The 14,973-nt window shown below is 61.4% G+C and carries 14 protein-coding genes; 1 reads left to right on the plus strand and 13 read right to left on the minus strand.

All coding sequences use genetic code 11. The features are described from left to right. Positions 1–675 precede the first annotated feature (675 nt). Positions 676–894: a CrpP-related protein gene (locus tag CLM73_RS29365; RefSeq protein ID WP_105240770.1), complete on the plus strand. Its 219-nt coding sequence runs from the start codon at positions 676–678 to the stop codon at positions 892–894. A 38-nt stretch (positions 895–932) separates the two neighbouring features. Here the strand turns inward: CLM73_RS29365 and CLM73_RS25350 are convergent, their stop codons facing one another. The 13 genes from CLM73_RS25350 to CLM73_RS25410 all read right to left on the minus strand — a co-directional run bounded on the left by CLM73_RS25350 (position 933) and on the right by CLM73_RS25410 (position 14,970). After that, positions 933–1,448 carry a helix-turn-helix domain-containing protein gene (locus CLM73_RS25350; protein WP_105240771.1) on the minus strand — a complete coding sequence of 172 codons (516 nt, stop codon included), beginning with the start codon at positions 1,446–1,448 and terminating at the stop codon, positions 933–935. Between the two features lie 914 nt (positions 1,449–2,362). Further along, complete coding sequence (locus CLM73_RS25355; RefSeq protein ID WP_105240772.1) at positions 2,363–2,629, minus strand: hypothetical protein; 267 nt, start codon at positions 2,627–2,629, stop codon at positions 2,363–2,365. Further along, on the minus strand, positions 2,613–3,146 hold the full coding sequence (locus CLM73_RS25360) for a hypothetical protein (protein WP_418904962.1): 534 nt from the start codon (positions 3,144–3,146) through the stop codon (positions 2,613–2,615). Before CLM73_RS25360 ends, CLM73_RS25355 begins: the two co-directional genes overlap by 17 nt. 11 nt (positions 3,147–3,157) lie before the next feature. Next, positions 3,158–3,601, minus strand: a complete 444-nt coding sequence (locus CLM73_RS25365) for a hypothetical protein (protein WP_105240774.1) — start codon at positions 3,599–3,601, stop codon at positions 3,158–3,160. Positions 3,602–3,724: 123 nt separating this feature from the next. Then, entirely contained in the window at positions 3,725–4,408 is a 684-nt protein-coding gene (locus CLM73_RS25370; protein ID WP_105240775.1) for a hypothetical protein, read from the minus strand. A 282-nt stretch (positions 4,409–4,690) separates the two neighbouring features. Continuing rightward, positions 4,691–7,855, minus strand: a complete 3,165-nt coding sequence (locus CLM73_RS25375; RefSeq protein WP_105240776.1) for a host specificity protein J — start codon at positions 7,853–7,855, stop codon at positions 4,691–4,693. Continuing rightward, the gene (locus CLM73_RS25380) at positions 7,852–8,466 is read right to left on the minus strand and encodes a tail assembly protein (RefSeq protein ID WP_105240777.1); all 615 of its coding nucleotides are present in this window, start codon (positions 8,464–8,466) and stop codon (positions 7,852–7,854) included. The genes CLM73_RS25375 and CLM73_RS25380 overlap by 4 nt, the downstream gene beginning before the upstream one ends. Continuing rightward, positions 8,463–9,242: a C40 family peptidase gene (locus tag CLM73_RS25385; protein ID WP_105240778.1), complete on the minus strand. Its 780-nt coding sequence runs from the start codon at positions 9,240–9,242 to the stop codon at positions 8,463–8,465. The genes CLM73_RS25380 and CLM73_RS25385 overlap by 4 nt, the downstream gene beginning before the upstream one ends. 2 nt (positions 9,243–9,244) lie before the next feature. After that, positions 9,245–9,973, minus strand: a complete 729-nt coding sequence (locus tag CLM73_RS25390) for a phage minor tail protein L (RefSeq protein ID WP_105240779.1) — start codon at positions 9,971–9,973, stop codon at positions 9,245–9,247. A 4-nt stretch (positions 9,974–9,977) separates the two neighbouring features. Next, positions 9,978–10,415, minus strand: coding sequence for a hypothetical protein (locus tag CLM73_RS25395; protein ID WP_105240780.1), 438 nt, complete (start codon positions 10,413–10,415; stop codon positions 9,978–9,980). Then, positions 10,416–11,819 (minus strand): pyocin knob domain-containing protein, encoded by a 1,404-nt coding sequence (locus tag CLM73_RS25400; RefSeq protein ID WP_158685936.1) that lies wholly within the window; start codon positions 11,817–11,819, stop codon positions 10,416–10,418. 8 nt (positions 11,820–11,827) lie between these two features. Further along, on the minus strand, positions 11,828–12,163 hold the full coding sequence (locus CLM73_RS25405; RefSeq protein WP_105240782.1) for a phage tail protein: 336 nt from the start codon (positions 12,161–12,163) through the stop codon (positions 11,828–11,830). Then, on the minus strand, positions 12,163–14,970 hold the full coding sequence (locus CLM73_RS25410; protein ID WP_105240783.1) for a phage tail tape measure protein: 2,808 nt from the start codon (positions 14,968–14,970) through the stop codon (positions 12,163–12,165). Before CLM73_RS25410 ends, CLM73_RS25405 begins: the two co-directional genes overlap by 1 nt. Positions 14,971–14,973 lie beyond the last annotated feature (3 nt).

Here is a 14,973-nt window from a genome sequence, read left to right on the forward strand (position 1 = left end):
CAGACCAAGCGTTGAAGTGCTCATCCTTGATAAAGCGAAAGCCACTCGTCTGCATACCCAATTGCTCGACGCTCTCAGCCGATTCACCTCGGCTCCAGCTTGTGTTGCACACTGAAAGCCTGCTCGCTGACAGCAAGCGGCCGACCCGGTGTATCAACCGCCGCAACCCTTGTCGCCACGTCAAGCAAATGGCCCCGGCCAAATAGCGGATATCTTTTGCTCGCTTTCAAAGCCAACAATGGTCTGCCGCGATTGGTAGTAAATTACCGATCTACCAACTTCATCCCCCCGCAGGATCAATCGGGGGAAGTGAGGAGGAGCACAAATGGCTGGCGGAACGAGGTTATCTGACGTAATCGTCAAACTGCCTGACAGGTCCACATGCCGCGTGGAACGTAGGCTGATCATCAAGCGTAGTCCCGGAGTCGCACCGGTTGCCCAACACGTATGCACCCTTCCCTCTGGCGAATCCGTCACATGGCTTATGGGAGGGAAGTATCGGATGCCAGATGGCTCGGTGGGGATCGCGGTGGCGCATAAGCGGCCGGAGCCATAGCAAGGAAAACGCTGGCGCAGGGGTGCGCATGAATCACTGAAATAGTGCCGAATTACCATTGCGGTGCGCGCTTCGTTGCACCATACTCACGTCCCCAAATCGTCGGACGGAAGTGCACAATGCTGGAAGAGATCCAGGCACGCGGCGCCCAAGCCGCTCGAAATGGATGGACATTGTTTGACTGTCCATTCTTTCGAGCAGACCAAATGCCCGGCCACACCGGCGAAGCGATTTCAGACTGGCGTCAAAAAGTGGACGCCTGGGAAACGGGCTGGACAAGGGAAGTGGCTAGCTGGCACGGCGCGACGACCATACCGCCGAGCGGCCAAGCTCATTAGGACTATGGCCTACCTATCAGGTTGGAGCGTCCTTTACCCTACAGCCCCTCGTCATAATCCTTCCGCCGCCTGCGTCGTCTACGCATTACGAGTTGCTGTAATCCGACCCCGAGACCTTCAGCTAACCTCTCCCTTGTGGCCGGTGATAGCCGAGCAAACTCCAATTCCATCGTCACATAGTCCGAAACGCTTACACCAACCCTCTCAGCCATGGTTGCTTGATTGAGGCTCAAATATTCCCGCCAAGCACGAGCGAGCGACCAGTGGTTATGCACGGCGGCAACAACCACATCGTGAGGGATTAGGTTGTCGTCCGGAATAAGCGACTCAGGGGGTGCTTGGACCGCATGAAGCGCCGCCAGGTCAGTGGTGGGTGTAAGCAGATCATCATCGACATTGGAGTCAATCGTCCCAGCGGGAGACCAATCCGCTGCGGCGGACTTTATCGCGGAGGCTGAGGCCATCGCTATCAAGCGCTGGTACTCGTCATAACGCAACACCACAAATGCGGGAACGCCGTTGAACTCAAGGATTTTGGGCCCGATTTCCTTCATGGCTGATCTTTACTCAATTGAACATCCCGCACCTCAACGCCATCTTGTCGCGCGGTGAATAAAACGTCATATCCGCTAGCAGTAATGCAGTGCTCTTCACCCACTTTAAATGCCTCAGCGTCTTGTTCAAGGCACCATCGAAACTCCCCCACTGCATCAACGATGCGACGCTGATCTGCCGTCGCCAACCCGAGCACCATCCTCGTTGCATGCGGACTCCAACTTAACTTGACCATCAGGCGGATCCCTCCCGCGGGTCACCATCAACCCATATTCTTAACCTAAACCCCAATTTAGTCATCTTGTACGACGGGTGATGTTACCCAGTCAACAACCATAGAGTTCTCCGAGATGCGACGCGTGACTGCCGCAACAACAACGCGGTGTGATCACCGGCCATCAAGATCGCAACATGTCTCCCCGAGTCGGAGCGCACTTTTCATCCGTACGCTTCGACCCGGGAAGCCACAGCTCAACTCCTGGCCGTTCGGCATAACAACACCGTTCGCAGTTATGGGACCTGCTGATTGGTGTCGGGAGTGCCTACGGGTTCTTCCGGCTCGAGATCCTCCAATTCCTCCTCTTTCTCATCGTCCTTACGAATGGGACGCGACGTGTCGCCAGACTGATCCGGCAAATCTGTCGGCCCTGACTCCCCCGGCCGCGTAGGTGAGGAGGCGGGGGGATTGTTAGTGGGATGCGGTTCGTTCATATGCTTCACCCTGACCGGCCACATGGCCGCGACCCTGATCTGCAAGAATCGATCCCAAACAGCCTGCCCTCGGAACACTTAGCCTTCACACAGAGTCCGCCAGACATTGTTCCCATCCAGTATCTGACGACGGATGGCTGCGGGCGTAGCGCCGACCTGCGTAGATGAATCGAAGAAGATGGGTCGAGCGTGGTCGCAATACTCAACGCCCACGCGTATCGGCATTGCGCACCCAATCCCGCTCAAGCTCAGCGACAACAGCATCATCGCCCATACGGGCCGTTTCCAATTGCACATCACGTACCTCCTTGCGGGCCTGCGCGGCCTGTTCGTTTACCTCTGCTGCGCGCCGCTCACGCTCCGCGCCCTTGCCCGCGCTGCGCCCCCGCAGATACGCACCGAGAGCCAGCGCCAGGGCGGCTCCTACGGCCACCAGATACCCTCGGAATCTCTCAACCAATCCCAGCATGACCAACCTCCCTGGTCGCCGCGTCGTAGCTCACGGACCATTTGGCGCGAAGCGCTGCTTGCTTATCGGGCGTGCCGCGAACGTAAGCACCAGGTCGCCAAGTGCGCAGGTAGAGCGCCCAGGCAGCCTCCTCATCACCCATGCCGGGCAACGGCCGCGGATCTGACCAAAGCAGCAGCCGAGCTAAGCCAGCTGCAAGCACGTCGTCAAACTCGATGGCGTTCCAGATCGCGGTATCGTTCGCCTCCACGTTTCGCGCGCGGTACAGCCGCGCGGCGAGGGTGCGCGTGGCGGCGTGGAGACGCACGCCATGCACCATGCCGCCCCCCTCCTCACCCTGCCAATAGCTCTTCGCCGGGCCGATGGGGCTGGGCGGCTTGCCGACCAGTTGCCGGCGGTGCAGGAAGAGGCTTTCCTGCAGGCCGGTCGCCAACAACTGGACTCGCGCAGCTGCGCTGTCCATTCTGGCCGGCAGCAGCGCCAGCGCCGGGCTGATCGCTGTATGAATGACGGTCATCAGGTCCACGCTCACCCCTCCCCGCCAGGCCGGCGCCACGGCAAACGCGCCAGCACCTCATCTAGCCATGGCAGCACGCCCTGATCGCGCATACGCGACATCCACCGCATGTACGCGCCCAACACCCACCATGCAGGAAGACCTGCCAGCAACATGCTCGGCCCCAACACGTAGAATTTCGCCAGTAGCGCGTCGTCGCTGCCGGCGCCATGATGGGCCAGCCACGTCATCGCATCCATCAGCCCCGGCTTCCAGGCGATCACCGCTCCGGCAAGCGCTGGCCCAAACATGAAGGAACACGCAACGGTCGAAATCGTGCGGACAGTGAACTCTCGCGCAGTCCGCGGAGGCATGATGAGCAGGCCGAGCATCGCGGCGATCGCCGCGGGAATGCCGTACGCCATCGCGACCTTCAAAGCCGCGAGGCCTCCCAGCCCCGTAGAACCTGGTTCCATAGTCGAACTGCTCCTGTAAACGGTGCGCATGATTGCCTCCCGTATGGACGAAAAAAAGCCCGCCGAAGCGGGAATGAAGGCGCTGTCCGAAGACTGCGCGAGAATGTCATCTGCTGATCACGCTCAAAAGCCGGTTACGTCCACGACCATCATAGGTCCCTGCGAATTGAAGAAGCTCCAACCGCAATTGGTGCCGGGGCATACTGAAGTGCCGGCGTTTATCGTGATGGAGTTGCCTTGAATCACGTTGCCGTTGACGCTGTGCCCGTAGAACGTGGTCTGATTCGCGAACGGTACGTTTGGCGGTGGCTGCGCACCTATGGGAGCATTGACGCTCAGGAAGAGCGGATGCGGAGCGGCAACAGCGTATGCCCGCCCAGCCGGCAGCGCCCAGCTCCGAGTGCTCATACTGGTTAGATGCTCCAGCAAAGCAAGACGGAAGTACTTCAGGTTGCTGTCAAACACCAGCTGCCCCGCTCCATTGAATAGCTGAACCAGACCGTTGGCGGAAGGTACTGCGTGAGGCAGGTGAAAAATGTAGTACTCCACCGAGGCCGCCGGATCATTAAGCGCCTTGTATGCGGTGAACCGATACGTTCCCGCGTTCGGCCTGGTCACCGACCCGAGAGCCACCGGCGAACTTGACCGAAACGCAATAAGCGGTAGGTCGCCGCTCCCCTGTGCGTAATCGATGGTTGCGACATTGCCCACAAAAGGCGCCCAGCTTTTGGCAGCGAGGACAAGGTTCGAGTACTCGTCATCGATAAGCACCGTGTTGCTGTTGTTGATGATCTCGATGAATGCCATCAGTACACCCCGTAGACCAACGTCGCCCCGATTGCGGCAGAGGAGCGCGCTGGCCACGAAAGCGTGCGACCACTGCGCGTGACACGAGGGAAGTCTCCACGATATTGTGGATCTATCGTGCGCGGCACGACGTAGTACCAGATATCGGAAGCGGCAGGGCCTCCTACAACTATTGATCCTGCCGCCGTACCGATATCGATCTGGTCGAGCTGCTTGGGAATCCGATTGGACAAGTCGATATGGAGTGTCCCATCGGGGTTGTAGAGTTCGAAAACAGCCATTTCAAACCGCCATCCGAATTCGAAGTACGCTGTTGCCGTCGTACCATAGGCTCTGCGTATTGGTCTCTATTCGACGCCCGCCACCGCCGGTCCCGTTGTTCTGGTACGTCCCATTCTTGTCCAGACGCCACCCCGTCGTGTTCGGCACGTAGTTGTTCGACTGGAGGTAATCGCCGATCTTGGCGTTCGTAATGGTGCCGTCCTGGATAAAGGCAGAGCGGATGAACGTCTGCCCGTTCTCGATCGCGAAGGGCGTCGAGATCACGCCGTTCACCAGGTTGATCAGCGCCAACCGGTCTGCCAGGAACAGTACCTGGGTCTGCATCCCTGCAGGCGTGTTCTCGACGCTGACGCCCATACCGGCGCCGTAGTACTGCCCATTTGCAGTGACCCCTGCCTTAATGCTGATCATCGCGTTCAGGCCGTCCTGCACCTCCTTAATCTCAGTCGCCGCCCCGCCCCCGGACTCAATCTCCGCAACCAGATCCTGGCCGAGCATGCTCTTCTCGATCTTCCCAGCAATCTGATCGAGGATCGGGCCGGCGTCGTCGCTTGCCATCCCTCGCACGCCCATGCCGACCGGATAGAAGTCCCCCTTCACGCCGTTCTTGTCCACGAGCCGAGCCCAGAACCAGAGTTCCTTGCCCGCGCGAAGGCCAAATAGCGTGTGCGTGTTCTGCGGATAGGCGAAGTTGCCCAGCGATATGGCGTTGGCCAGGTTGGGCGTCTCCGCGTAATACAGCTCCGTTTGCTCAATGATCGACGGGCCGGAAGGCAATCCCCAATCCAGTTGAATGCTAAACAGCAGGCCAGTCGCCACCAGGCTTGTAATGACCGGTGGCGGGCCGAGGATGCCGTCCAGTTGGGTCAAAACGGACGATGCCCAGATCGACGGGATATCCAGCGCATTAAGCGCTCGAACGCGGCACATGAAGCCGCCGGCGAAGATGTTGGGCACCTCCACACTGGTCGAACCAGTGCGCGGCATGTTGATCCACTCCGAATTGTCCCGTCGCCACTGGACTTCGTAGGCAACGGCGTTTGCTGCCGCCGTCCACTTGAAGACTGCCGTGTGACTGGCATAGCCCTGGTCGATAACCGAGTAGGATTCGATCACAACATCGGTCGGCGGAGGCTGCACTCCAGGCGGAATGACAGTGATAGGCGCAGGCTCCAGCCGGGTGCCGAAATCGACATTGGCGAACTTACCCGGTTGGTGCTGGATCGCAGAAATTTCGGCGATCAGCCCGTTGCCCCGCTTGATGCCGAGCACCCTGAACCGCTGCGCAGAAAGCTCCTCGGATTCGAGCGTCCACACACACTCCGCCTCGGGCAATTCCGAGAACGGTGCCGTTACCGTGATGTTCAAGACGGTCCCGGGCAATCCAATCATGTCCGCCGTCAACTCAGTGGAATCGACAGTGAAGCGGGTCATGTCTGCTGTTAGGCCTTCGCCAACCGCTGAACTGATGATTCGGGTTTCCGCCACCCCACTGGGCAAGTTCACCACCAGGCGGTCGCCCGGCCGGACGCCCAGCTCCGCGTCTACGGTGACAACAGTGCGCGTAGCCGCGCGGATGCGTCCGCCGATACGCCGGCCCGCCAGGTGCTGGTCCGCCACGCGGATAATGCTCCCGGGGCGGACTCGGCAAGCATCTAGGCCGACAGAGAATGACACCGAGCGCGTTTCCATGCGAGAGGTCAGCAATAGCCACTTTCCGACCCGATTGGCTTGGCCGCGAGAAGTGCAACCGAACGCGCTCACTTCGATCTGTTTTAGGCCGTAGCGCGCCAGGCTTTGCCGGTCTTCCACATACTCAACCTTCTGCCGGCCGAGGTCTGACAGGTCGTTCCACGAGACCAGCGCGACCGTGTACCGGGTGTTGAGGGCCGACCCGACATAGTTGAACTTTCCATCAATGACGTTGGCCGATGTGAACGTATAGACCGGGTCTGCAGGCATGTCCGCGACGGCGAGGACTGACGAGCTGGCCCAGTACGCCATGCCACGGAAGACCGAGGCGAGATCCTGAAGAACGCGGTACGCATCGGCAGCGGATTGCAGATAGCAGTTGCACGTGAATCGCGGTTCCAGTCCTCCGAATCCGTCTGGCACAAGCTCGTCGCAGTAACGACCGATCTGGTACAGCCCCCACTTGTCCAACCAGCCCGCCGGGATGCGCTCGCCCAAGCCATACCGGTCATTGCTGACCAGGTCATAGAAGATCCACGCCGGGTTGTCCGTCCAGGCCAGCTTGAACGTACCATCCCATGTCCCCGAGTACGAACGACTGTCGACGTTGTAGTTCGAAGGCACGCGAATAATGCGCCCTTTCCAGTCGTAGGCACGCGTCGGGATGGTTTGAAACTGCGCCGCGTCGATCTTGATGCCCACGACCGCGGACATGGGATAGCGCAGCTTCGCATCCACGATTTCGGTCAGGCTGTCGATGTAGGTTCGATCCGAAATCGTGCTGCTACTGGCGTTGACAGTCAGACGGCGCACCCGAATCGACCATCCTGTCCGCGCGGCCGGGAGTTCGATACGGTGGGACCGCGCGTAGCGCTGTGTGGTCTTGCCGTCGAACGCGCTGGACAGCACCTGCTGATACGTGCCCCCATCGGTGCTAAGTTCGATCAGGTAATCGACGCGATATCCACCGATGTCCCCATTGCTGGTATTGGCCTTTGTCAGCCCAGCGACGGCAAGCGTTAAACGAACGGCGGACAGGGTTACATTCGTAAGAGTTCGCACCCAGGGCACGGCCGACGTAAGCTCCACACCCACGCCGGAAGTGGCCTCAGATGCGGGGAACCCGGGCAGCGGGTCTTGTGTTTGCGTCCCCGTACGAAAGTCGATGGAGATGCCCGGAAAGTTCAGGGATCCATCTTCGTTTGCAGCGGGCGTCCCATCCAGAATCACATCGCGCAGGGCTCCGGCAAGACCGTGCGTGGGTCCAAAGACTTCGCCTTCACTGATCAGGTCGATGACGCGCGCGAACGCGGTGCTGTGCAAGCTGTCGGGAGCCTCGCGAGGCGAACGTCCGCCCCCGCCGCCCTTCCCACCGCCGAAACCCGAAATCGGCATCCGGCGAGGTTGCTTCTCCCCAGAAACAACAAGGGCGCCCGAAGGCGCCCTGTTGGCTGGTCGATAATCCAAATTCATACCTGATCCTCAGCAAAAATCCCCGCGGAGATCACCGAACTGCCCACGATCATCCGCCCGTACAGAAGCGGCACCGGGTTGCCTTGCGCCGACGTGTTCACCGGCCCGTTGAAGTTGTACGAAGCCCCGTTTTCTGGGCTGTCGGCGGCGCTCAGTCCCTTCTGCTGAGGCGAGAGCATTTGAACGACGCCCCCCATCGCCATGGCAACGCCCATGGACAGCATCATGGGCGCGACGATTGCCCCCTGCGTTCCAAGAGCGGCAAGGCCTGCTGCTGGGGGAAAGTAAATCGCGGCGACGATTAGGATCGCCCCCATGATCACCTGGAAAAGCCCGCCCTGCTTCGCTCCCGCGAGGATGGGCGCGATTCGTATCGCCTCGCCGCCCACCGGGTGACACACCTCGCCTTCCCCGATATTCCGCTTACCAATGAAGCACGCGTAGCGAACGCCATGAGCCTCGCTGTCCCCGAGTTCCTTTTCGAACCCAGGAACAAGCACGCACAGCGCCCGAATGGCTTCCGCTGTGCTGCTGACGGCCAGTCGGTGAAGCCGACCGAATCGCGCGCCAAGACGGCCATACAGCCGCACTTCCCGTAGCGCTTCGCTCATGTCAAACCCTCGTATCGCAGCACCAGGCGAGTCGCCTCGCGCCAGTAACCCCCGTACACCACCCGCTCCGAATCCCGGCCGTAAAGGTGCTGCAGCATTGCATCGGGCACCGGAAACAGGTCCGGCGCCTCAGCCAAGGGCTCCGTGTCGATGAAAATCCCGGCATGGTTCGCCCGGTCTGAGCGGATCTGCATCAACACAACGTCACCGGCGCCAATACGTTCACCGGCAGCCAGCGGCCGGAATCCCGCCTCGGCGTAGTGGTCCATGTACAGGTCGCCTTCTTTCCCCGGCTCCCACCAGCCGTCCTGCCGCTGGAAGTCAGGCAGCACGATTCCCCGCTGGCGCGCATACCAATCGCGCACAAGGCTGTAGCAATCAAGGACACCGTGAGCAAACGGGCGGCCCAGCAGTGGCGCCTGATACCCCTCCGGCGCGAACCCAAACAATTCACCTGTCACTACCTGGTCAGCGTCATCCTTCGCCGCTTCCACGATGAACCAAGGCAAGCCCGAGGCCTCGCACGCAACCCGGTCTGCCTCGCTGGGCGTCGCAGGCGTGTCCGGATGCGAATGCACGACGGCAGTGATGCGGCCGGCATCTTCCGCGGCGGCGTAGTCCTGCGGATCCAAGATGAAGTGGTCAGTCCCATCCGCCAAGTTGCGGCAGGGCCGATAGGATTCGCGCCGCCCTAGCATCACGACCAGGCCGCAGCACTCGCGCGGGTACTCGGCCACCGCGTGAGCGCGAATGGCTTCAATTGTCTTCTTGCGCATGGTTATCCTCTGATGCGGTCCGCCGAGGGGAAGCCGCCGAAATTGATGACTTCGTATTCGCCGAAGCGCTTCTTGCAGTCGGTCAGCAGCCCAGAACAACGGTCCAGCGCCGGATCGGTCACGGGGCGGCCCTCGATGTCGAACATGCGCGCCCCCGTGTATCCGCAGTACGTGCCGCGGTAGCCGCCCTTGGTCAGCCAGCCACACACGCCGGCGATGATCTGGCGAGCGGGAAGCATCTGGCCGTTGAAGTCCAGCGCACTCGATAGTTCGAACTCTACGATCTCGGCCGTCTCGGCGGTCTTCTGCTGGATGATCCAGACCTCGGGCGGCAACTCTTCGTCCGGCGCTGCCGTGGGGTTGCCGCCTTCATAGTTGCGAGCGTCCAGATATTTGCCAAGCGTACGGCGGACCACGACTCGCGCGTCCACCAGATCGTCCAGGTAGATGCACAGCGCAGAAATCACGCCGGCAATCGGATTGCCTTCCCCATCCTGACCGATGTTCCCGACAGACAGCGTGGGAGTCGGCTGCTGGCCCTCCCCGACTTGTTCGAAGCCCTCGGCCTTGATCGGCCACGGGTCGTACTGGTTCCCCTGCCACCAGATAGGGCCGACCTGTGTGTATCCGTGGAAGCGCTGCAGTGTCCCGCCAATGCCGCTCGCATCCAGCTCGTAAAGGTCGACCAATTCGCCAACTTCAAGTTTTTGCACATCGGCATAAATTCGCATGGTGCTACGCCCTCAGTGTGCCGGCGAACAGGAACAGCGTGCGAAGGTCACTTTCCGCAAGCCCGAGCTCGTCGGCGATGGCAGCAAGCATCGGGCTCTCCGGGTCAAACACTTGAAGCTCCTCCCAAGCCGACCGGTAATACGCCGGCGTTTCGGGCCTGGCCAGGAGAACCTCAGTTGCATCGAACAGCGACACGCCATTCAGCGGGTCGCCGTGTGCTGTGAGGCGCATGGCCTCGCGCCCCTGCCACCGGGACACTGGATACGGCTCTGGCACAAGTTCCTCCAGCGGCGGAAGCCACGCGGGAACTAGTGTCACCGGCACAGAAAGCTGCTCTCCGTTTGGGGCGATAAACATCCTGTGCCCATCGGCGCCCTCCACCACCACATCGTCATCGAACTGCCAGAACTGCCCAGTTTCGGGATCCTTAAAGGTTTGCATTTATCGGTACTCCCACCATGCTGCGATAGCGCCCGCCACCGGCACCACCCGGTAAGTAGACCCAGCAGGGACAACAATCTGCCCCCCGAGGGTGGCGGACGCGCTGGGGTTAAAAGCATCCTGAGTCACTCTGCCGTCTACGTAGATAATGCAACGGCCATTTGCACCGGATAGGCTCACCGCCACGGACAGAACAATGGGGCGCGCCGTCGAGTTTGTGAAATTGGTGTCCGGAGCGCGGGACGCCCCCACATTCTGCCAAGACTGTCCGATACCAAAAGCCTGTGCGATCAGCGCATTGATAGCGTCCATGTCCGCGATGCGCGCCATTTCCTGCCACAGCCCCCACGTGCCGGCCGTGCCGAAGCGCACACGCTTGAACGTGCGGATAACGCCGCCAGTCCCGTTGCGAGTGGTGTACGTCTGCGTCACCTGCATGTTTCCCGAAACTACGGCCTCTACGCTCAGCGTGCCGGCGAGTTGCAACGGCCAATTGAGCGCGGCGGTGGCCTGGGCATCGGAATTTATATGCCACACGCCTGGCGTGGCGAGCGTATTTGCATCCGTTCCGGCAGGCAGGATTGCGCTGTACGGCGACTGCCCGACAGGCTGGCGTCCGTTCGCATCCAGGGATCCCACACCGCTGACCGCGCCCAGCAGCGAGGAGCGGATAACCTCCTCCCACGCGGACCACGCGCCGCCGACCAGCGAGCGGAAAAATTGCCGGTTTGTGTTGCTGCCGATGTAGACCTGATTGACGTTCGTACCCGCAGCAGCGCCCGCGGCCGACTCGCAGTAAACGAGGAGCCAACCAGAGTTCGCAACAGGAAAGTTTGTGCCGCCGGCGGCCACGGACGAGGCGGCGATTGCCCACATGCCCCGGTTGGCGTAGTTGTTCAGATCCGCGCCGGCTTCCACGCGGCCCAGGTAGGGCAGCGCATTACCGGCAGTATGGACTTCCTGCCACGGCGACCAAGACGCATTGATGGCGAAGCGCCAATACTGGCGCGCCCCACTGGTGGGCGAGACGCTCCCGGTGGAGGCCACCGTATAGCGTTGGACCGTCTGGCCCGGCGAGCCCGTACCGCAAACTTCCAGGAGGCCGCCGGTAGCCTGCGGGTAATTGGTGCCCGCCTGCGCGCCAGCCGTGGACGCTTGCCGATACATTCCGGGCATCTGGTACGTGTTCAGATCGTGCACCGTGGTGGGCAACGTCTGAACCGCAGGAATCTGGCCAGGCAGGAGGCGGCCGTCCGCGCCCAGAGTGGCGAGCCCGAGAGCTGCGCCAATAGCTGCGGTCAGCGTGTCCACGTTCTGGTTGAGCTTGATAAATGCACCCCGGAGAGGGTCTCCCTTTCCATCGTTGGGGCTCGCGCCAACATTTACTTTTACAAGCGGTTCCACGCTTCCCCCTATGGTCTAAAAACTTGTTGGAACGTGGCGGACACGGTGTAAACGTCCCCGCCAATAGGATTTAGGCTGTACGTCGGAGCTTCGTAGTAGCCCTCCGCACCCATTGGCGGAGTCCAGAGAAATGAGGCAATGCCGGCGTGCCTCTCCAGGAACGCCACGACCTCCAGCATTTCCTGCTCGCTGCCAGAAAACGTGAGCGGCCATGACTGCACTTTGTTGTTGATACCGTCTCCGGCCACCTGGCGATACCCATCCCCAAACTGGGCCGTCAGACGGCGGAACGTCACTGCGCCGTTGGGTTGGCCTGTAGCCCGCCATGTGAATCGCTCTGCCATCAGGACCTCCCATTCCGAGCATTCCACGCTGCGCCCCCGGGCTTGTGCGACCGCGCAATTTCGCTGCGCACCAGCGCCACCACACCATCGGCGAGCCTGTTCCCCATTTCGTTATCACCGCCTCCCTTCCGCTCTTCAGTACCGTCGCTCTTGACGTTGACTTGAATCGAAATGGACGGCGATGCGCCGCCGCCTGCGCCGCCGCCCGATACACTGCTTTTCAGGGGTGTGACGTAGCCACCGTTTTCTCCACTCATCAGGTAGGTCTTGCCGTCTTCCGAGTACAGCTCCGGGCCCAGTTCGTTGACGCGATATAGGGAATTGGCAGCAGTCGGGCCACCAGACGCTCTCGCACCTGCGACCGAACTCCAGGCCGACATAGTCATTCCATCGGTGCTACCGATCGCGGCCATGCCGGTGCCCTGGTAGCTCCCGCCGCTCGTCACCCCGGCAGAGGTGGCCGCGCCCGCGAGCGATCCGACGATGCTGCCCACCATCCCGACAATTGCCTGGCGCGCCGCGATTCGCGCGAGATCGGAGATCACGGAAGTCGCGAAATCCTTGAACGACAGCTTGCCCGTTGTCGCAAATCGAACGATTGCATCCTCCATTCCCTGAAACGCATTGGAAAAAAGCGCCTTCGACTGTGCCGCTACGTTGGATGCTGAATCCAGGTAATTGGCAAGCGCCGATGTGGCTCCGTTCTTCCAGCTGGTCTGCGCATCCCGCACCTGGTCGAAATACTGCTGCTGCATCGACAGGCGTAGATTCAGGTGTTCCTGCAGAAGAGCGGTTTGGCTCTGGTAGGTCTCCTGCGAGATCTGACCCGACGCCATCGAGCGGTCAAACTGCGACTGCTGTCGCTGGTAGTCCCGCAAGATCGCCTGGCGTGCCCGAAGCTCCTCCTGCGCGCGGTCGCCCAACCCCACGCCGGCAACCTGGTCGGCATACTGCTGCTGCTCCAGATCCCGAGTCGCGGCCAAGCTGGCGCGCAGGGCTTCGACTTTGGCAGTCTCCTGCTTGGTGCGTAGCTCTTTCTCTGCGGCCATATTCAAATCAAGCTGGCGGCGCAGCAGGTCTTGCTGGGCGAGCAGGCTTTTTTGATCCGCCGTCAGGACCTTCTTGTCCTTCAGGTCCGCAATCTGCTGCTCGAACTCGGCACGCTTTTGCCCCCAGGTGGCCAGCTTGCCCTCACTGGTGATCTGGGCCTGCAAGGAGGCTTCAGCCTCGCGGTACTGCTGCAGGAGCTTGGTCGCGGCGTCCTCCGTATACGCCTTGACCGCCGGGTCCTTGTACTTGTCGTTGATCTGGTCGATCAGCTTCTTCTGCGTCTCAAGGGACGCGCCGGTGATATCGGCGTCCTTCTTGACCTGGGCAATCTCGCGTTCGCGCTTTTGCCGATTGGTCTCGGTCTCCTTCGCGAGAGATGACAGGCGGGCCGCGGCGGCGATCTTCTCGGCTTCCTGGCGCTTCTGCAGGCCCACGATCGCCGCTTGATCGGCCTGCTGCTGAAGCATTGCTGCTTCAGCTGTCAGTCGGCGGCTCTCCTGCTCCAGCGGCCGGGCGCGCCGGCGCGCACCGCGACCGCCATCTCCGAAGAACGCCTGCGACTCGTCCGTCTGCGGAGTCGCGTTAGCGCGCATCTGGACCAGCTCGGCGTTGACGGCGCGCAGCTTACTGGTGAGGTCGTCAAAGCTCGGAGCGCGCCCCAGGCTCTTCATCGCCTCCCAGGCGTTGCTGGCGCCCTGCTTGACCGCGTCCCACGCCGTCTCCAGCGTCCCCAGGTTCTCCCGCACTTCCGCAGCTTGCTGCTTCACGGCGTCCGCATAGGTGCGCTGCGCCAGCGCCGCTGCTTCCTGGCTGCGCCCCTGCCGCTCCAGGCTTGCGATCTGCTGATAGATCTCCAGCGTCAGGAAATGCTGCTGCTCGTTCAGCGCGGCGATGGCCTCCGCCGGCTTACCGCGCAGCGTTTCGAACTCCTGCACCGTGTCGGAAATGGCTTTTCCGGTGACGCGGTTCATCGCAACAGCTGCTTCTCCGACCACCGCGAAGTTCTGCCCGGCAATCTTGCCCGAAGCTGCGATCAGGTTGAGCGCATCAACGGCCTTCCCGCGAGACCCCGCCACGTCCGCGATGCGCGTGGCCAGGTTGGACATACCTGCGGCAGTCTGCCCGGCTGCGTTGCCGCTCAGAATCAGCGTCTTGGTGAACTCCGGCAGCTCGCCTTTGCCCGACACGAGAGCAGTTGAGAAGACGGCGACCGCTGCTGCGGCGACCGTCCAGGGATTCACCAGTCCCAGGATCGTGCTGCCGAGAGCCCGCGCCGCCGGCACGATGCCGCCAAACATGTCCTTCAACTGGCCGCCCTGCTGCAGCAACACCGTGAGGGGCTGCTGACCGCCCTGTAACGAAACCACAATGTCGGTGATCTGCGCAGGAACGCCGCGAAGCGCTGCAGCCTGCTGTGCGGCGCTCACCCCGTACTGATTCAACTGCTTGGTGGCGCCGACTGCGGCGGTCCCCGTCGCCGACAGCTTGGTCTTAAGCTCGTCCAAGATCGAAGTCGGCACACCTCGCAGGGCGGCGTTGTAAAGGATCTGCTCCTTGCGCGTCATGCCGATGGTGTCGGCCTGCTTCACCAGCGCATCAACACGTCGACGCTCAGCGGCTGCCAGCTTCGAGTAGTCCGCCTGCGCGGACTGAGACATGTCGCTCGTTCCGCGCTTGGCCGAAGCAATCGCGGCGTCGAACTGCGAGGTGTCGACAACGATGTCTAGCCGCGCGGTGCCAATGCTTTCCTGTGCCATATT

It is taken from the genome of Achromobacter spanius (assembly GCF_002966795.1).
GTDB classification, from domain to species: Bacteria; Pseudomonadota; Gammaproteobacteria; order Burkholderiales; family Burkholderiaceae_B; genus Achromobacter; species Achromobacter spanius_D.